Origin of the sequence: Kitasatospora sp. NPDC052868 (genome assembly GCF_044547105.1) — a bacterium.
Taxonomy (GTDB): Bacteria; Actinomycetota; Actinomycetes; order Streptomycetales; family Streptomycetaceae; genus Kitasatospora.
This window is the reverse complement of the sequence record NZ_JBITZW010000011.1, coordinates 271,882-288,605: the sequence shown is the minus strand read 5'-3', so window position 1 is coordinate 288,605 and position 16,724 is coordinate 271,882. Positions and strand designations below refer to the sequence as shown.

The 16,724-nt window shown below is 72.2% G+C and carries 16 protein-coding genes; 9 read left to right on the top strand and 7 right to left on the bottom strand.

Annotated features, from left to right (window positions below; all coding sequences use genetic code 11):
* Nucleotides 1-2 precede the first annotated feature (2 nt).
* Nucleotides 3-2,174 carry a DUF6571 family protein gene (locus ACIGZJ_RS21130; RefSeq protein WP_396458629.1) on the top strand — a complete coding sequence of 724 codons (2,172 nt, stop codon included), beginning with the start codon at nt 3-5 and terminating at the stop codon, nt 2,172-2,174.
* Nucleotides 2,175-2,299: 125 nt separating this feature from the next.
* On the opposite strand, the gene fabI is transcribed toward ACIGZJ_RS21130, so the two are convergent.
* Complete coding sequence (gene fabI / locus ACIGZJ_RS21125) at nt 2,300-3,067, bottom strand: enoyl-ACP reductase FabI (protein WP_396458628.1); 768 nt, start codon at nt 3,065-3,067, stop codon at nt 2,300-2,302.
* A gap of 3 nt (nt 3,068-3,070) precedes the next feature.
* Nucleotides 3,071-3,790, bottom strand: coding sequence for a 3-oxoacyl-[acyl-carrier-protein] reductase (gene fabG, locus ACIGZJ_RS21120; protein WP_392936260.1), 720 nt, complete (start codon nt 3,788-3,790; stop codon nt 3,071-3,073).
* 282 nt (nt 3,791-4,072) lie between these two features.
* Between fabG and ACIGZJ_RS21115 the strand changes: the two genes are divergently transcribed.
* From ACIGZJ_RS21115 to ACIGZJ_RS21090, 6 genes are all read left to right on the top strand, one after another.
* Nucleotides 4,073-5,218, top strand: coding sequence for an MBL fold metallo-hydrolase (locus ACIGZJ_RS21115; protein WP_396458627.1), 1,146 nt, complete (start codon nt 4,073-4,075; stop codon nt 5,216-5,218).
* 139 nt (nt 5,219-5,357) lie between these two features.
* Entirely contained in the window at nt 5,358-6,911 is a 1,554-nt protein-coding gene (locus ACIGZJ_RS21110) for a TldD/PmbA family protein (RefSeq protein ID WP_396458653.1), read from the top strand.
* The gene (locus ACIGZJ_RS21105) at nt 6,911-8,308 is read left to right on the top strand and encodes a metallopeptidase TldD-related protein (RefSeq protein WP_396458626.1); all 1,398 of its coding nucleotides are present in this window, start codon (nt 6,911-6,913) and stop codon (nt 8,306-8,308) included. Before ACIGZJ_RS21110 ends, ACIGZJ_RS21105 begins: the two co-directional genes overlap by 1 nt.
* A 29-nt stretch (nt 8,309-8,337) precedes the next feature.
* Nucleotides 8,338-8,883, top strand: a complete 546-nt coding sequence (locus ACIGZJ_RS21100) for an RNA 2'-phosphotransferase (protein ID WP_396458625.1) — start codon at nt 8,338-8,340, stop codon at nt 8,881-8,883.
* 103 nt (nt 8,884-8,986) lie between these two features.
* Nucleotides 8,987-9,370 (top strand): DUF3099 domain-containing protein, encoded by a 384-nt coding sequence (locus ACIGZJ_RS21095; protein ID WP_396458624.1) that lies wholly within the window; start codon nt 8,987-8,989, stop codon nt 9,368-9,370.
* A 264-nt stretch (nt 9,371-9,634) separates the two neighbouring features.
* Entirely contained in the window at nt 9,635-9,853 is a 219-nt protein-coding gene (locus ACIGZJ_RS21090) for a hypothetical protein (protein ID WP_396458652.1), read from the top strand.
* Between the two features lie 3 nt (nt 9,854-9,856).
* On the opposite strand, the gene moaA is transcribed toward ACIGZJ_RS21090, so the two are convergent.
* The 4 genes from moaA to ACIGZJ_RS21070 form a co-directional block, all read right to left on the bottom strand.
* Nucleotides 9,857-10,846, bottom strand: coding sequence for a GTP 3',8-cyclase MoaA (gene moaA / locus ACIGZJ_RS21085; RefSeq protein ID WP_392936243.1), 990 nt, complete (start codon nt 10,844-10,846; stop codon nt 9,857-9,859).
* A gap of 78 nt (nt 10,847-10,924) precedes the next feature.
* A complete protein-coding gene (locus ACIGZJ_RS21080) occupies nt 10,925-12,535 on the bottom strand; it encodes a cation acetate symporter (protein WP_396458623.1) in 1,611 nt (536 codons plus the stop codon).
* The gene (locus tag ACIGZJ_RS21075) at nt 12,532-12,852 is read right to left on the bottom strand and encodes a DUF485 domain-containing protein (RefSeq protein WP_396458622.1); all 321 of its coding nucleotides are present in this window, start codon (nt 12,850-12,852) and stop codon (nt 12,532-12,534) included. Before ACIGZJ_RS21075 ends, ACIGZJ_RS21080 begins: the two co-directional genes overlap by 4 nt.
* A gap of 465 nt (nt 12,853-13,317) precedes the next feature.
* Nucleotides 13,318-14,361 (bottom strand): zinc-dependent alcohol dehydrogenase family protein, encoded by a 1,044-nt coding sequence (locus ACIGZJ_RS21070; protein WP_396458621.1) that lies wholly within the window; start codon nt 14,359-14,361, stop codon nt 13,318-13,320.
* A 157-nt stretch (nt 14,362-14,518) separates the two neighbouring features.
* Here ACIGZJ_RS21070 and ACIGZJ_RS21065 point away from each other — a divergent pair, with 157 nt between their 5' ends.
* A complete protein-coding gene (locus ACIGZJ_RS21065) occupies nt 14,519-15,514 on the top strand; it encodes a DEDDh family exonuclease (RefSeq protein ID WP_392936235.1) in 996 nt (331 codons plus the stop codon).
* 31 nt (nt 15,515-15,545) lie between these two features.
* On the top strand, nt 15,546-16,352 hold the full coding sequence (locus ACIGZJ_RS21060) for an SURF1 family protein (protein WP_396458620.1): 807 nt from the start codon (nt 15,546-15,548) through the stop codon (nt 16,350-16,352).
* 37 nt (nt 16,353-16,389) lie between these two features.
* On the opposite strand, the gene trxA is transcribed toward ACIGZJ_RS21060, so the two are convergent.
* Nucleotides 16,390-16,722 (bottom strand): thioredoxin, encoded by a 333-nt coding sequence (trxA, locus tag ACIGZJ_RS21055; protein ID WP_392936230.1) that lies wholly within the window; start codon nt 16,720-16,722, stop codon nt 16,390-16,392.
* Nucleotides 16,723-16,724 lie beyond the last annotated feature (2 nt).

Here is a 16,724-nt window from a genome sequence, read left to right as displayed (position 1 = left end):
GCATGCTCGGATACGAGGACATCCTGCACGCCGACCTGTCGGCGATGACCAAGGCCGCCTCCGACTGGACCGAGATGGCCCGCAAGTACTCCGCGGTCCAGCAGCGGCTGGACAACGAGGTGCTGTCGGTCACCGGCAACCAGGGCATGTGGCTCGGGTCCACGGCGTTCGCGGCCAACCAGCACATCAACGCGACCAAGCAGCAGACCATCGACGCCCAGACCGAGGCCAACGCCGTCGCGACGATCATCACCGACGCGCACGGCGACTTCGAGGCGGCGCAGAAGAAGCTGCGGGAGGCGAGCGAGGGCGCCACCGCCGCGGGCATGAAGGTCACCGGCACCGGCTCCGTCATGTTCGACGTCTCCAGGCTGGACGAGGCGACCAAGCACGACTACCGCCACGACCCCGACTACCAGCGCCAGTGCAACGAGGCCGCCGGCAAGTGGTCCGAGGTGATCCAGGCCGCCATCCAGGAGGCCACCGCCGCCGACCAGCGGGCCTCGCGCGCGCTGAACCGGGCGGCCAAGGTGGGCGACGCCTTCAACACCTTCAACGGCCAGGCCATCGGCGGCGGCGACGCGGCCGACGCCAGGCGCGCCGCCGACCTCGCCGAGAAGATGCGCAAGGACGGCAAGCTGTCGCCGGCCGAGCTCGACGAGCTCAACAACCTGATGAAGGCCAACAGCAACAGCCCGCAGTACAGCCAGACCCTGCTCAACACCCTCGGCCCCGAGCACACCCTGCAGCTCGCCGACGAGCTGGAGAAGCAGGTCGAGGGCAAGGACGGCAAGGACAAGGGCGCGTACGGCGAGCTGCAGAAGAACCTCGCCAACACCGTCGCCGGTGCCACCCGCGACCCGAACAGCCAGTTCTACAAGGACTGGCGCAAGGGCCTGCAGGACCTCGGCGCCAAGAACATCAACGACGACCACGGCGGCAAGCTCGACCCGGTCTACGGCTACCAGGCGCTCGCCACCCTGATGGACAAGGGCGACGCCCAGTACTCCAGCGTCTTCCTGAACGACCTCGGCGCCGACATCATCGACACCGAGAAGAAGAACCCGCACATCTGGGACCACCAGTTCGACGGCCCGCGCCCCGGACTGGTCTCCGACCCGCTGGACGGCGTCCTCAAGCAGATGGGCAAGAACCCCGAGGCGGCCACCCAGTTCCTCGACCCCAAGGGCCCCGGCGGCGAGGATCGCCTCAACTACCTGACGCGCGACCGCAAGTGGCCGGAGAACTACCTCAACACCCTGTACGGCGCGCCGCAGAAGATGGACGACCCGTTCCAGCGGGCCGGCCTCGGCGCCGCCATCGAGGCCGCCACCACCGGCGACCCGACCGGCACCCCGCACAAGGGCGACGCGCACACCGAGGCGCAGGCCCGGGTCATGCAGGGCACCATCGACGCCCTGGACAAGGACGGCAAGGGCGCCGACATCCCGGAGAACCTCCGCAAGCCGCTCGCCGGGGCGCTCACCGACTACGTCGACGACACCCACAACATCCTCGGCGCCGAACTGGACACCGCCAAGCACAAGGACGGCGTCTGGACGGAGGGCGGCAACACCCACCTCGCCGACAAGGCCTCCTCGCTCACCCGCGTCATGCGCGGCGTCTCGGAGGACCCGGAGGGCTACGCCGCCCTCTACGAGGCGGAGAAGGCCAAGTCCGCCCAGGTCGTCGCCGGCCTGCCGGCCGACCCCTCCCGCCCGGACCACGACCGGGTCGGCCCCGCCGACCGGGCCGGCTCGGCGCTCGGCACCCTCGACGCCATCCGCAGCGACGTCCTGCTGGACGAGCGGGACGACAAGAAGGAGTGGGCCGACAAGACCGGCAAGCTCATCACCGGCGGCACCGGCCTGGCCACCGGCTACATCCCGGAGGTCGGCGACCTGGCCGGCTCGCTGGCCGAGATGGGCGTCGACCAGTGGACGGACGACGTCAAGAAGGAGGCCGCCGACAAGGCGAACAACGAGGCCTCCACCGCCCACGACTCCAACCTCGACCAGGGCACCCAGATGGTCATCGGCTGGGCCGACCAGAACCACGTCGACACCAAGGGCGAGCTCGCCAACGAGGTCAACCGCGGTCTGCGCGACGGCCACAGCCGCGGCTACTCCGAGGCCATGATCGCCCTCGGCCGGCACGGCTCCGCCGACAGCTAGCCCGATCGTCCGGGGCGGGCCCGCGGGCCCGCCCCGGACGGCTGGAAACGCCACACCGCCCGGTACCCCTCGCGAGGAGGGGTACCGGGCGGTGGTGTGTGACGGGCGTCTGCGACCGCTCGGCGTCAGGCGCCGATGGCGTGCAGACCGCCGTCGACGTGGACGATCTCACCGGTGGTCTTGGGGAACCAGTCGGAGAGCAGCGCGACGACGCCGCGGCCGGCCGGCTCCGGGTCGGCCAGGTCCCACTTCAGCGGCGAGCGGGTGTCCCAGGTGGCGGCGAGGTCCGCGAAGCCCGGGATGGACTTGGCGGCCATCGAGCCGATCGGGCCGGCCGAGACGAGGTTGACCCGGATGTTGCGGGACCCGAGGTCGCGGGCCATGTAGCGGGAGGTGGCCTCCAGCGCGGCCTTGGCCGGGCCCATCCAGTCGTACTTCGGCCAGGCGAACTGGGCGTCGAAGGTCAGACCGACCACCGAGCCGCCGTCCTGCATCAGCGGCAGCAGCGCCGTGGTGAGCGACTTCAGCGAGAACGCCGAGACGTGCATGGCGGTCGCCACGGACTCCCACGGCGTGTTCAGGAAGTTGCCGCCCAGGGCGTCCTGCGGGGCGAAGCCGATCGAGTGGACGATGCCGTCCAGGGTCGGCAGGTGCTCGCGGACCTGGTCGGCGATGCCGGCCAGCTGCTCCTCGCTGGAGACGTCCAGCTCCAGCACCTTGACGGGCTTCGGCAGCTTCTTCGCGATCCGCTCGGTCAGGCTGGGCCGAGGAAAGGCGGTGAGGATGATCTCCGCGCCCTGCTCCTGCGCGAGCCGGGCGGTGTGGAAGGCGATGGAGGACTCCATCAGCACTCCGGTGATCAGGATCCGCTTGCCCTCAAGGATTCCACTCATGGTTCAGTGACCCATGCCCAATCCGCCGTCGACGGGAATGACGGCTCCGGTGATGTACGCGGCCTCGTCCGAACCGAGGAACCGCACGGTGTTGGCGACCTCGGCGGGCGTCGCGTAGCGGCCGAGCGGCACACCGGCGACGATCTCCGCGCGGCGCTCGTCGCTGAGCACTGCGGTCATGTCGGTGTCGACGAAGCCGGGGGCGACCACGTTGACGGTGATGTTGCGCGGGCCGAGCTCGCGCGCCAGCGAACGGGCGAAGCCCACCAGGCCGGACTTGGACGCGGCGTAGTTCGCCTGGCCCGGCGAGCCGGACAGGCCGACCACCGAGGAGATCAGCACAACACGGCCGGTGCGGGCGCGCATCATCAGCTTGGACGCGCGCTTCACCACCCGGAACGCGCCGGTCAGGTTGGTGTCCACGACGGAGGTGAAGTCCTCCTCCGACATGCGCAGCAGCAGCGTGTCGTTGGTGATGCCCGCGTTCGCGACCAGCACCTGCACCGCGCCGTGCTTCTCCTCGATCTCGGTGAAGGCGGCGTCCACCTGCGCGGTGTCCGTGATGTCACAGCGCACGGCGAGGACGTCGTACTTCTCCAGCGCCTCGGGCACCTCGCCCGAACGGCTGGTGATGGCGACCTTGTCGCCCGCCTCGGCGAAGGCCAGGGCGATCGCGAGGCCGATGCCCCGGTTTCCTCCGGTGACGAGAACCGAGCGGCTCAACGATCCACCTCTCTCCGTATCGGCGCGTGCGACGGAAATGCGCACGCAGTGTGACGCTATCGGTCGGCCCGCAGCTGCGACGAATCGGGCTCCCACAGCTCAGTACCGGTGGAACTGTCGCAATCCGACAACCCGGGTCCGGACGATCGTGGCACCCTCGGACGGGAACAACACGCACGGGCGTGCCCGTTGCCCCGGTGGTGCGGGACGAAGCGGGGTCGGCCGCACCGCCCTGTGGACACGTCCCGAAGACGGGCGAAGACGAGCGAAGGCAGAGCACGGATGAGCGAGGCACAGCCCGGTACCACCCACCGGCGCGGACGACTGCTGGCCCTGGCCGCCCTGGCGGCCGGCGCGGGGGCCGCCGCCTGGTCGCTGCGCGACCTGCCGGCGGCGTTCGGGCGCAGGCCGGACGGCGAGCGGGAGGAGCGGGTCCGCGACTCGCCGCAGTACCGCGACGGAGTGTTCCACAACGCGCCCTCCACGCTGGCCCGGGCCAATCCCACCCCGGACTTCGACCGGGACACCGTGCGCCGGATGCTGTTCCAGCGCGAGGGCCGGGTGCCCGCCCACCCGGTGCCGACCGTCCGCCCGGCCGGCGGTCCGCGCCCGGCCGCCGAGGGCGTGGAGATCACCTGGTACGGCCACGCCTCCGCGCTGGTCGAGATCGAGGGCTCGCGAGTGCTGCTCGACCCGGTCTGGAGCGACCGCTGCTCCCCCTCCGCGCACGTCGGCCCCCGCCGGCTGCACCCGGTGCCGGTGGAGCTTGAGGAGCTCCCCCAGGTCGACGCCGTGCTGATCTCGCACGACCACTACGACCACCTCGACATGGCGACGGTCAGGCGCCTGGTGCGCAGCCAGTCCGCGCCCTTCGCGGTGCCGCTCGGCATCGGCGGGCACCTGCGCCGCTGGGGCGTCCCGGAGCACCGGATCATCGAGCTCGACTGGGACGAGACCTGCACCCTCGGCGAGCTGGTGCTCACCCTGACCTCCGCGCACCACTTCTCCGGCCGCGGCCTGACCCGCAACACCACCCTGTGGGGCTCCTGGGTGATAGCCGGCCCGACCCGCCGGGTCTTCTACACCGGGGACTCCGGCTACTTCGAGGGCTACGAGCGGATCGGCGCCCAGCACGGCCCGTTCGACGCCGCGCTGGTGCAGATCGGCGCGTACGACGCGGCCTGGGCGGACATCCACATGACGCCGGAGGACGCCGTCCGCGCCCACCTCGACCTGAACGCGGGCCTGTTGGTGCCGGTCCACTGGTGCACCTTCAACCTCGGCCTGCACCCGTGGGCCGAGCCGATCGAGCGGCTGCTCGCCGAGGCCAAGGCGCAGGCCGTGCCGCTCGTGGTGCCGCGGCCGGGCGAGCGGGTGGACGTCGACAGTCCGCCGGAGCTGGACGGCTGGTGGGAGACCGTCGCCTGACGCCTCCGCGGACCGCGTGTCACCTGGGAAATGCGCTGGCCGAAAGGCCCTGGACGGGAAATGATGCGGTGCGGGGCCCCTGTGCGGGGGCGCCCGCACCACCCGCTCGTCCCGCGACCAGGGAGCCCGCTTGCCTCCGATGCCCCCGGCGACCACCGCCCGCGCCCCGCGCGGGCGCGCCGTCGACCCGCTGTTCCTCGCCTACCCGCTGCGCTCGCTGGCCGACGCGGCGCTCACCCGGGCCCGGGAACTCGGCGCCTCGCACGCCGACTTCCGTCTGGAGCGGGTCCGCAGCGCCTCGTGGCGGCTGCGCGACGCCCGGCCCGCCGGCACCTCCGACAGCCTTCAGCTCGGCTTCGCCGTCCGGGTGCTGCTCGACGGCGCCTGGGGATTCGCGGCCGGCGTGGACCTCACCGCGGACGCGGCGGCGCGGGTCGCCGAGCAGGCCGTCGCGGTGGCCCGGATGTCCGGCGGGATCAGCCGGGCGGCCGGGTCGAGGGAGCACGTCGAGCTGGCCGCCGAGCCGGTGTACCCGGACGCCACCTGGGTCTCCGCGTACGAGGTCAACCCCTTCGAGGTGCCGGACGCCGAGAAGACGGCCCTGCTCGCCGACTGGAGCAACCGGCTGCTGGGCGCCGAGGGTGTCTCGCACGTCCAGGCCACCCTGCTGACGGTCCAGGAGAACAAGTTCTACGCGGACACCTCCGGCACCGTCACCACCCAGCAGCGGATCCGGCTGCACCCCGTCCTGGAGGCCACCTCGGTCGACGAGCGCACCGGCGCCTTCGACTCGATGCGCACCCTGGCCCCACCGGTCGGCCGCGGCTACGAGTACCTGACCGGCAGCGGCTGGGACTGGGACGCCGAGCTGGCCGAACTGCCCGTCCTGCTGGCCGAGAAGATGAAGGCGCCGAGCGTCGAGGCCGGCCGCTACGACCTCGTCGTCGACCCGTCCAACCTCTGGCTGACCATCCACGAGTCGATCGGCCACGCCACCGAGCTGGACCGCGCGCTCGGCTACGAGGCCGCCTACGCCGGCACCTCCTTCGCCACCTTCGACAGGCTGGGCTCGCTGAAGTACGGCTCCGAGCTGATGCACGTCACCGGCGACCGCACCGCCGAGCACGGCCTGTCCACCATCGGCTACGACGACGAGGGCGTCGCCACCCAGTCCTGGGACCTCGTCAGGGACGGCGTCCTGGTCGGCTACCAGCTGGACCGCGGGATGGCCGCACTGAAGGGCTTCGACCGCTCCAACGGCTGCGCCTTCGCCGACTCCCCGGACCACGTACCGGTGCAGCGGATGGCCAACGTCTCGCTCCAGCCCGCCGCCGACGGCCCCGACACCGCGGGCCTGTTCGCGGGCGTCGAGAAGGGCCTGTACATCGTCGGCGACCGCTCCTGGTCGATCGACATGCAGCGCTACAACTTCCAGTTCACCGGCCAGCGCGCCTACGCCATCAGGAACGGCGAACTCGCCGGACAGGTCAAGGACTTCGCCTACCAGGCCACCACCACCGACTTCTGGGGCTCGATGGCGGCCGTCGGCGGCCCGCAGACCTACGTCCTCGGCGGCGCCTTCAACTGCGGCAAGGCGCAGCCCGGCCAGGTCGCGGCGGTCAGCCACGGCTGCCCCTCGGCGCTGTTCCGCAACGTCAACGTGCTCAACACCCAGCAGGAGGCGGGTCACTGATGGCCTCGATGCAGCCCCACGAACTCGTCGAGCTGGCGCTCGGCCTCTCCCGCGCGGACGGCTGCGTGGTGATCGCCGACGAGGAGTCGACCGCCAACCTGCGCTGGGCGGGCAACTCCCTGACCACCAACGGCGTCACCCGCGGCCGCCGGCTGACCGTGATCGCCACGGTCGCCGGCGGCGAGGGCACCGCCTCCGGCGTGGTCTCCCGCGAGGCCGTCACCGCCGACGAGGTGGAGGGCCTGGTCCGGGCCGCCGAGGACGCCGCCCGGGCGGCCGGACCGGCCGAGGACGCCCAGCCGCTGATCGCCGACCGGCCGTCCTCCCCCGCCTTCACCGAGCCGCCCGCCGAGACCTCCGTCGAGGTGTTCGCCGCCTTCGCGCCCGCCCTCGGCGAGGCCTTCGCCCGGGCCGCCGCGCAGGGCGAGCTGCTGTACGGCTTCGCCCGGCACGAGATGGTCTCCAGCTACCTGGGGACGTCCACCGGCCTGCGGCTGCGCCACGACCAGCCGACCGGCACGCTCGACCTCAACGCCAAGACGGCCGACCTGTCCGGCTCGGCCTGGGTCGGGGCGAGCACCCGGGACTTCACCGATGTGGACGTCAGCGCGCTGCACACCGACGTCACCCGGCGCCTCGGCTGGGGAGCCCGCAGGATCGACCTGCCGGCCGGCCGCTACGAGACGCTGCTGCCGCCCGCGGCCGTCGCCGACCTCATGGTCTACCTGAGCTGGTCCAGCGGCGGCCGGGACGCGGCCGAGGGTCGGACGGTGTTCTCCAAGCCCGGCGGGGGCACCCGGATCGGCGACAAGCTCACGGCGCTGCCGCTGACGCTGCGCTCCGACCCGGCCGAGCCCGGCCTGGAGGCGGCGCCGTTCGTCCTGGCGCACTCCACCGGCGGGGACAGCTCGGTCTTCGACAACGGCCTGGAGCTGTCCGCCACCGAGTGGATCCGGGACGGCGTGCTGACCGAGCTGATCACCACCCGGCACTCCGCCGGCCTCACCGGCCTGTCGCTGCGCCCGGCCGTCGACAACCTCGTCCTGGAGGCGGCCGACCAGGCCGCCGCGCCGACCCTGGACGAGATGATCGCCCGCACCGAGCGCGGCCTGCTGCTCACCTGTCTCTGGTACATCCGCGAGGTGGACCCGGCCACGCTGCTGCTCACCGGCCTCACCCGGGACGGCGTGTACCTGGTGGAGAACGGCGAGGTGGTCGGCGCGGTGAACAACTTCCGGTTCAACGAGTCCCCGGTCGACCTGCTCGGCCGGATCACCGAGGTGGGCCGCACCGAGCGCTGCCTGCCGCGCGAGTGGAGCGACTGGTTCACCCGGACGGCGATGCCGCCGGTGCGGGTCGCGGACTTCAACATGAGTTCGGTCAGCCAGGCCTCGTAGCGGGGCCTGCCAGGGGGAATCGAGAGAGCGTGGACGAGAAGCGCACGGTCAAGACCAGCAAGATGCTCTCCCGCATCCTGCGGCACGACCCCGGCCGGGTCGGGATCACCCTGGACGCGGCGGGCTGGGTCCGGGTGGACGTCCTGCTCGCCGCGCTGTCGGCGCAGGGCGGCCGGCTGACCAGGGCCGAGCTGGACCACGTGGTGGCGACCAACAACAAGCGCCGGTTCGCCTACTCCGAGGACGGTCTCTCGATCCGCGCCAGCCAGGGGCACACGGTGGCGGTCGACCTCGGTCTGGCCGCCGCCGAGCCCCCGGCGGTGCTGTTCCACGGCACCGCCACCCGGAACCTGGACGCGATATTCCGCGAGGGCCTGCGGCCGATGGCCCGGCAGGACGTCCACCTCTCCGCGGACACCGGGACGGCCGAGCGGGTGGGCTCCCGGCACGGCCGCCCGGTGGTCCTGACGGTGGACGCCGCCGCGATGGCCGCGGCCGGCCACGAGTTCCGGATCAGCGCCAACGGCGTCTGGCTCACCGACGCCGTCCCGCCGGAGTACCTCGCTCAGCCCTGAGTGCCGTGTCCCGCCCGACCCGGTCTCGTCGGCGGCCGCCGCGCGGCGTACCGTGAGGAGGCCGCGCGGCGAGGCGCGGGTGCTGGGACGAGGGCGGTAGGACATGGGCAAGAGCGCCGGCGGTGGACAGGTCCACCGGATCACGGGGGCACGCAGCAGTCTCTCCGAGGATGTCCGGGGGCGACAGCGCCGCTATGTGGTCTCGATGCTGGCCCGCACCGTCTGCGTCCTGCTCGCGGTGGTGCTGTGGGACGTCCAGCGGGTGCTGGCCTTCGCCGCCCTCGGGGGCGCGGTGCTGCTGCCGTACTTCGCGGTGCTGATCGCCAACGCGGGGCGGGAGCGGGCGCCCGGACTGCCGAGCACCTTCGACATGCCGCCGGACGTTCCGCTGATGCTCGGCCCCGGCGGTACGGGCGGGGCGGGCGCGGCGCGCGGTGCCGGTGAGGCGAAGGCCGCGGCCACCGATTCTTCACAGAGCTCAAACTGACTGTCTGTTTTGCAGTGGTTTCATGCGATCTGGCTAGCAGAAAGCTCAAAAGAAGCTCAGATTAATCATGCAAGACCTCCCCAAACGCGGGTCCGACCGTGACATACTGCGTACGCGCTCCGCATCCCCCGTCGGAGCGACGGACCGACGCCGGGCGGCTCCCCCCGTGGCTGCCCGGCGTCGCCATGCCCGGATCCGGGCGAGGCCCGGGCGCGTGCAAGACTGGCGGTGCAGACCACCCGCCAACGCTTCGAGGACGGCCCGATGGACTCCCCGCAGACCCCGATGTGCTCCGCCAAGGGCTGCCGGGCGGACGCCCGCTGGGTGCTGGTCTGGAACAACCCCAAGCTGCACGCCCCCGACCGCCGCAAGACCTGGGCGGCCTGTGAGGAGCACCGGGAGCACCTGTCGCAGTTCCTCGGGGTGCGCGGCTTCCTCAAGGAGGTCGTCGCCCTCGCCGACTGGACCCCCGAAGCCTCCTAGGCCCTAGCCGCCGATCGCCGACATCGGCCGCTCGGGCTGGAGGAACTCCGGGTCGTCGATCCCGGCCCCGGCCTTCTTGCCCCACATCGCCGCCCGCCACAGCCCGGCGATCTCGGCGTCGCTGCCGCCCGAGCGCAGCGCCGTCCGCAGGTCCGTCTCACCGGTGGCGAACAGGCAGTTGCGGACCTGGCCGTCGGCGGTCAGCCGGGTGCGGTCGCAGGCGCGGCAGAACGGGCGGGTGACGGAGGCGATCACGCCGACCACCGCCGGCCCGCCGTCCACCAGCCAGCGCTCGGCGGGCGCCGCACCCCGGCGGGCCGAGGGCTCGGGGGTGAGCGCGAACCGGGTGGCGAGCCGCTCCAGGATCTCCTCGGCGGTGATCATCGAGGAGCGGTCCCAGCCGTGCTGGGCGTCCAGCGGCATCTGCTCGATGAACCGCAGCTCGTACCCGTGCTCCAGGCACCAGGCGAGCAGGTCGGGCGCCTCGTGGTCGTTGACCCCGCGCATCAGGACGGCGTTCAGCTTGACCGGCGCCAGTCCGGCGGCCTCGGCCGCGGCCAGCCCGTCGAGCACGTCCTGGTGGCGCCGGCGGCGGGTGAGGGTGTGGAAGGTGTCCGGGTCGAGGGTGTCCAGCGAGACGTTGACCCGGTCCAGCCCCGCGGTGCGCAGTGCCTCGGCGGTGCGGGTGAGGCCGATCCCGTTGGTGGTGAGCGAGAGCTCCGGGCGCGGTTCGAGTTCGGAGCAGGCCGCGACCACGGCGACCAGCCCGGGCCGCAGCAGCGGCTCCCCGCCGGTGAAGCGGACCTCGCGCACGCCCAGGTCGCGGACGGCGATCGAGACCAGCCGGACGATCTCCTCGTCGGTCAGCAGATCCGGTCTGGCCAGCCACTGCAGGCCCTCCTCGGGCATGCAGTAGGTGCAGCGCAGGTTGCACCGGTCGGTGAGGGAGACCCGCAGGTCCACCGCCTGCCGGCCGAAGGTGTCGAGGAGCACGGCGGTTCCTTCCCGAAAAAGCGGCCGGCCCGGCCACCGTCACGGCGGGGCCGGGCCAGCTTAGCTACTGCCCTGAGGTCAGTGGGCGCCCAGTCCGGTCAGCGAGCGGACCTCCAGTTCAGCGTACTTCGCCGGGTCGGCCGGATCCTTGGACAGCAGGGTGGCGATCCAGCCCGCCAGGAAGCCCACCGGGATCGAGACCAGGCCGGGGTTCTCCAGCGGGAACCAGTGGAAGTCCGTATGCGGGAAGAGCGAGTTCTTGCCGCCCGAGACGACCGGCGAGAAGGCCACCAGCACCACCGAGCTGATCAGTCCGGCGTAGACCGCGCTGACCGCGCCGACGGTGGTGAACCGCTTCCAGAACAGCGAGAAGAGCAGGGTCGGCAGGTTGGCGGAGGCGGCCACCGCGAAGGCCAGGGCGACCAGCGCGGCGGTGTTGAGCTTGCCCGCGAACAGGCTGAGCACGATCGCGACCGCACCGATCGCGACGGCGGCCCACTTCGCCGAGCGCACCTCCTCCTTCTCGCTGGCCCGGCCGCGCCGGATCACGTTGGCGTACAGGTCATGGGCGAAGGAGGCCGAGGAGGCCAGGGTCAGCCCGGCCACCACGGCGAGGATGGTGGCGAAGGCCACGGCGGAGATCACCGCCAGCAGGATCGCGCCCCCGGTGGTGCCCGCGCCGCCGCCGAGCTGTTCGGCGAGCAGCGGGGCCGCGGTGTTGCCGGAGGACTTGGTGTCCTCGATCGCCTTGTGGCCGACGATGGCGGCGGCGCCGAAGCCGAGCGCCAGGGTCATCAGGTAGAAGCCGCCGATGATGCCGATCGCCCAGAGCACCGACTTCCGGGCCGCCTTGGCGGTGGGCACGGTGTAGAAGCGGACCAGGATGTGCGGCAGTCCGGCGGTGCCGAGGACCAGCGCGATCCCGAGGCTGATGAAGTCGAGTTTGCTGGTGCCGCTGCCGCCGTACTTCAGCCCCGGTTCGAGGAACGCGGCGCCCTTCCCGCTGGCGTCGGCTGCGGCGCCCAGCAGCGCGGAGGGGTTGAAGTGGTACTTGGCGAGGACCAGCACGGTCATCAGCGCGGTGCCCGCGATCAGCAGCACGGCCTTGACGATCTGCACCCAGGTGGTGCCCTTCATTCCCCCTATCACCACGTAGACCACCATCAGCGCGCCGACCGCGACGATGGTCAGCCGCTTGGCACCGTCACCGCTGACGCCGAGCAGGAGGGCCACCAGCGTCCCGGCGCCGACCATCTGGGCGAGCAGGTAGAAGATCGACACCACGATGGTGGAGACACCGGCGGCGGTGCGCACCGGACGCTGGCGCATCCGGAAGGCGAGCACGTCGGCCATCGTGTACCGGCCGGAGTTGCGCAGCGGCTCGGCGACCAGCAGCAGCGCGACCAGCCAGGCGACCAGGAAGCCGATCGAGTACAGGAAGCCGTCGTAGCCGGAGAGCGCGATGGCCCCCGCGATGCCGAGGAAGGACGCGGCGGACATGTAGTCGCCGGAGATGGCCAGGCCGTTCTGGAAGCCGGTGAAACTGCGCCCGCCGGCGTAGAAGTCGGCGGCGTCCTTGGTCTGCCGCCCGGCCCAGACGGTGATGGCCAGGGTGGCGAGGACGAAGAACCCGAACAGGCTCATCGTCAGGCCGCGGTGCTCGGTGGCGGAGCTGGCGAGCAGGGTCATTCGGCGGCCTCCCGGGGGGCGTGGACCACGGCGCCCTGGCGTTCGCGGATCACGGCGGCGGGCGGATCGAGCCGCCGGTCCGCGTAGCGCGCGTACCAGGCCGCGATGGCGAAGGTGGTGGCGAACTGCAGCAGGCCCAGCACCAGGGCGACGTTGATATGCCCGACCACCTTGGTCCCCATCAGGCTCGGGGCGTAGCTGGAGAGCAGGATGTAGAGCAGGTACCAGAGCACGAAGCCGATGGTGACGGGGAAGGCGAAGTTGCGGAACGAGTTCCGCAGCGTTCGGAACTCCTCGCCCTCCTCGATGAGTTGCACTTCCGTAGGGCCAGTGGTGATCGACGGCGATTCCACTCTGTCTCCTCACTCCTTCGGCGTAGCGGTCGCACCAGGGGAACGACCGGACGTGAGCGGCGTCACAGTCCGGATGCGCGCCGCGCAATGCTAGGAGTGCTGCGCCCGCCCTGGAAGGGGTTGACCGCGACCAGCCAGCCGTTCACCCCCTCGCAGTAGTCAATTGGCTGAAATCAGACCATTCCGGCGAGCTGCGGGGCATCCGAACGACCCCCTGCGGGGCCTCGGTTCCCGGCGACCACCTCCTGCCACTCATGCGATCGTCATGAGGTCGGACTTTCGATCGGGTGTCCGGTTCACACTTCGCCGGCCCGCCGGTTTCCGGACAACGAGACCGGGCCGAAATCGTCACCCCGGGAGCTGCGCCCACAACGGCAGCGGCCCGTGCCACCCCGGGAGGGGGCACGGGCCGCTGCCGTTGTGGGCGGGTCAGAACGCGATGCGGACCTTCAGGGCCGACCGGTCGTCCATCGCGCGGTAGCCGTCGGGCACGCCGTCCAGGCCGACCGTGCGGTCGAACACCAGGCCGGGCTCGATGGCACCGGACAGGACGTCGGGGAGCAGCTCGGGGATGTAGGCACGGGCCGGGGCGACGCCGCCCCGGAGGGAAACGTTCCGGCCGAACATCTGGCCGATGTCCACGCCCGCGCTGCCGCCGTGCGGGACGCCGACGTAGCCGACCGCGCCGCCGTCGCGGGCGATCGAGACGGCGGTGCGCATCGACTCCTCGGTGCCGACGGCCTCCAGCACGGCGTGCGCGCCCTGGCCGCCGGTCAGCTCCTTGACCGCCTCGATCGCGGCCTCGCCGCGCTCCGCGACCACGTCGGTGGCGCCGAAGCGGCGGGCCAGGTCGGTGCGGGCGGTGTGCCGGCCGAGCGCGATGATCCGGCCCGCGCCGAGGCGGTGCGCGGCCAGCACGCCGCACAGGCCCACCGCGCCGTCGCCGACCACCGCGACGGTGGCGCCCGGGCGGACGCCCGCGGTGACGGCCGCGTGGTGGCCGGTGGCCATCACGTCGGAGAGCGCGAGCAGGTTGGTCAGCAGCTTCTCGTCCCCGGCCGCCTCCTTGGGCAGCCGGACGAGCGTGCCGTCGGCGAACGGGACGCGGACCGCCTCGCCCTGGCCGCCGTCCGAGCCGACCTGGCCCCAGAAACCGCCGTGCGGGCAGGAGGTCTGCAGGCCTTCGAGACAGAAGTCACAGGTGCCGTCCGACCAGACGAACGGCGCGACCACCAGGTCGCCCGGCTTGAAGTCGCGGACCTCGGAGCCGGCCTCCTCGACCACGCCGAGGAACTCGTGGCCGATCCGCTGGCCGGCCTCGCGGGCCGCCACACCCCGGTACGCCCACAGGTCGCTGCCGCAGATGCAGGCGTTCACCACCCGGACCACGACGTCCGTCGGATGCTGGATCACCGGGTCCGGTACGTCCTCGATCCGGATGTCGCTGGGGCCGTGGATCACGGTGGCGCGCATGGGGGTTCGTCCTTCGGGGAGACGGCCGCCCGGGGGTGGGGGCGGCCGGGGGATATTCGACTGGATGTACGACGAATACGTCGACCACTCTATTCCGGCCCGCCCAGTCGAACATTTCGACCGGGAGAGGTCCCCGCGGCGCTTATTCTGTTTGACCATGCATGCGATCCAGCCCGAGACGTACGGCGCACCGCGGACCGTCCCCGTCCCGGCCCAGCGCTCCACCTCCCCCGCCGAGGGGTTCGCCGTGGTGGACGTCGAGACCACCGGCCTCGGCCGCTCGGACCGTGTCATCTCGGCGGGTGTCTACCAGCTGGACGCCGACGGCGAGGTCACCGACCACTGGTACACCCTGGTCAACCCCGAGCGGGACCCGGGCCCGGTCTGGATCCACGGCCTGACCGACGAGGTGCTGTCCGGCGCGCCGACCTTCCCGCAGATCGCCGAGGACCTCGCCGAGCGGCTGCAGGGCCGGGTGATGGTCGCGCACAACGCGCTCTTCGACTGGAACATGATCTCCCGCGAGTTCTCCCGGGCCGGGCTGCGCGCCCCGGTGGACCAGCGGCTGTGCACCATGGTGCTCTCCCGCGACCTGCGGCTTCCGCTGCCCAACGGCAAGCTGTCCACGCTCGCCGCCTACTTCGGGGTCCAGCAGCGCCGGGCGCACAACGCGCTGGACGACGCCCGGGTGCTCGCCGAGGCGTTCCGTCCCAGCCTGCACCTGGCCCGCCAGGGGGGCGTCCCGCTGCCGCTGCAGACCTGTGTCGCCGTCACCGACCTCGGCGAGGACGAGCCCGCCTCGCCCGCCCGCAGCTCCTGGACCGGCTCCTCCTACCGCCAGGCGAAGAAGCGCCCGCCGTGCCCGTACCCGAACCCCGGGCGCTGGGAGGACGGCAAGCCGCTGGTCCAGGGCATGCGGGTGGCGTTCACCGGCGACACCGCGACCGACCGCGAGGTGCTGGAGGACCGCACGGTGGAGGCCGGACTGCACATCGCCGGGTCGGTGAGCCGGCTCACCAGCCTGCTGGTGACCAACGAACCGGGCAGCTGGAGCGGCAAGGCCCGCCGGGCCCGCGAGGTCGGCACCCCCGTGGTCGGCGAGGACGCCTTCCTCCAGCTGCTGCGCGAGGTCGCCCCGCACCCCGGTGCGTGATCCCGTTGTGAGGTGGGCGTACCGTGCCCATGTGTACCGTTTTCTGCTCTCCTGGCGCTGGTTGATCACCGTCCTGGTCGCCCTGCTGCTGATCCCCACCACGATCGAGCTGGGGTTCTGGCAGCTGCACCGCCACGAGGCGCGGGTGGCCCGCAACGAGCTGATCGCCCGGTCCCTGACCGCCCAGCCCGTGCCGTACGACACCCTGTCGGCGGCCCCCGGGTTCACGGTGCCCAAGGACCTCACCTGGCGCGCGGTGACGGCCACCGGGCAGTACGACCCGGAGCACGAGTTCGTGGTCCGCAAGCGGACCGACTCCAGCGGGGACAAGATCGGCTACTTCGTGGTGACCCCGCTGAAGCTGTCCGACGGACGGGGCACCGTCCTGGTCAACCGTGGCTGGGTGGCCTCCGGCGACTCCGCCACCGCCTACCCGGCCGTCCCGGCCGTGCCCGCCGGCGAGGTCGTCCTCACCGGCAGGCTGCGGGCCGACGAGACCTCGGCCGGCAGCGGCATCCGTGACCGGGCCGGGCTGCCGGACCGCCAGTTCAACCTGATCAGCACCGCGCAGCAGGCCAGGGAGACCGGCGCCGCCCTGCTCGGCGGCTACCTGGAGCTCACCGCCACCTCCCCGGCCCCCGCCGACCAGCCGGAGCTGCTGCCCGAGCCCAACCACTCCGACATCGGGCCGCACATGGCGTACGCGATCCAGTGGTGGCTGTTCACCGCGATGGTCCCGGTGGGCCTGTGGGTGCTGGTCCGACGCGAGGCCAGGGACCGGGCCAAGGAGGCCGCCGAGGCCGAGGCCTCGACCGAGCCGGAGCCCCTCCCGGTCTGACCGAACCGGCCCCGACCCGACCGAACCGGACGGACCGCTACAGCACGTCCGCCAGCTCGCGCAGCAGCCGCGCCTTGGCCCGGGCGCCGACCACCGACCGGACCGGCTCGCCGCCCCGGAACACCATCAGGGTCGGCATCGACAGCACCCCGTACGCCGCCTGGGTCTCCGGGTTGGTGTCCACGTCCAGCTGGACGACGGTCAGCCGGTGCGCCTCCTCCCGCGCGATGTCCGCCAGCACCGGCGCCATCATCCGGCACGGCGGGCACCAGTCCGCCGTGAAGTCCACCAGGACCGGTCCCTCGGCCGCCAGCACCTCGGCGGCGAAGGTCTCGTCCGTGACCGCCGGCACCCCTGTGATCTGCACCATCG

Bases quoted from the DNA above. Each gene is read 5' to 3' on its own strand.
- ACIGZJ_RS21070 (WP_396458621.1), bottom strand. From the start codon at position 14,361: ATGCGCGCCACCGTGATCCACGGCCCCAGCGACATCCGGATCGAGGAC.
- trxA (WP_392936230.1), bottom strand. From the start codon at position 16,722: ATGGTGCAGATCACAGGGGTGCCGGCGGTCACGGACGAGACCTTCGCC.
- fabI (WP_396458628.1), bottom strand. From the start codon at position 3,067: ATGAGTGGAATCCTTGAGGGCAAGCGGATCCTGATCACCGGAGTGCTG.
- ACIGZJ_RS21110 (WP_396458653.1), top strand. From the start codon at position 5,358: ATGCCCCCGGCGACCACCGCCCGCGCCCCGCGCGGGCGCGCCGTCGAC.
- ACIGZJ_RS21080 (WP_396458623.1), bottom strand. From the start codon at position 12,535: ATGACCCTGCTCGCCAGCTCCGCCACCGAGCACCGCGGCCTGACGATG.
- ACIGZJ_RS21090 (WP_396458652.1), top strand. From the start codon at position 9,635: ATGGACTCCCCGCAGACCCCGATGTGCTCCGCCAAGGGCTGCCGGGCG.
- ACIGZJ_RS21065 (WP_392936235.1), top strand. From the start codon at position 14,519: ATGCATGCGATCCAGCCCGAGACGTACGGCGCACCGCGGACCGTCCCC.
- ACIGZJ_RS21115 (WP_396458627.1), top strand. From the start codon at position 4,073: ATGAGCGAGGCACAGCCCGGTACCACCCACCGGCGCGGACGACTGCTG.
- ACIGZJ_RS21130 (WP_396458629.1), top strand. From the start codon at position 3: ATGCTCGGATACGAGGACATCCTGCACGCCGACCTGTCGGCGATGACC.
- ACIGZJ_RS21105 (WP_396458626.1), top strand. From the start codon at position 6,911: ATGGCCTCGATGCAGCCCCACGAACTCGTCGAGCTGGCGCTCGGCCTC.
- ACIGZJ_RS21095 (WP_396458624.1), top strand. From the start codon at position 8,987: ATGGGCAAGAGCGCCGGCGGTGGACAGGTCCACCGGATCACGGGGGCA.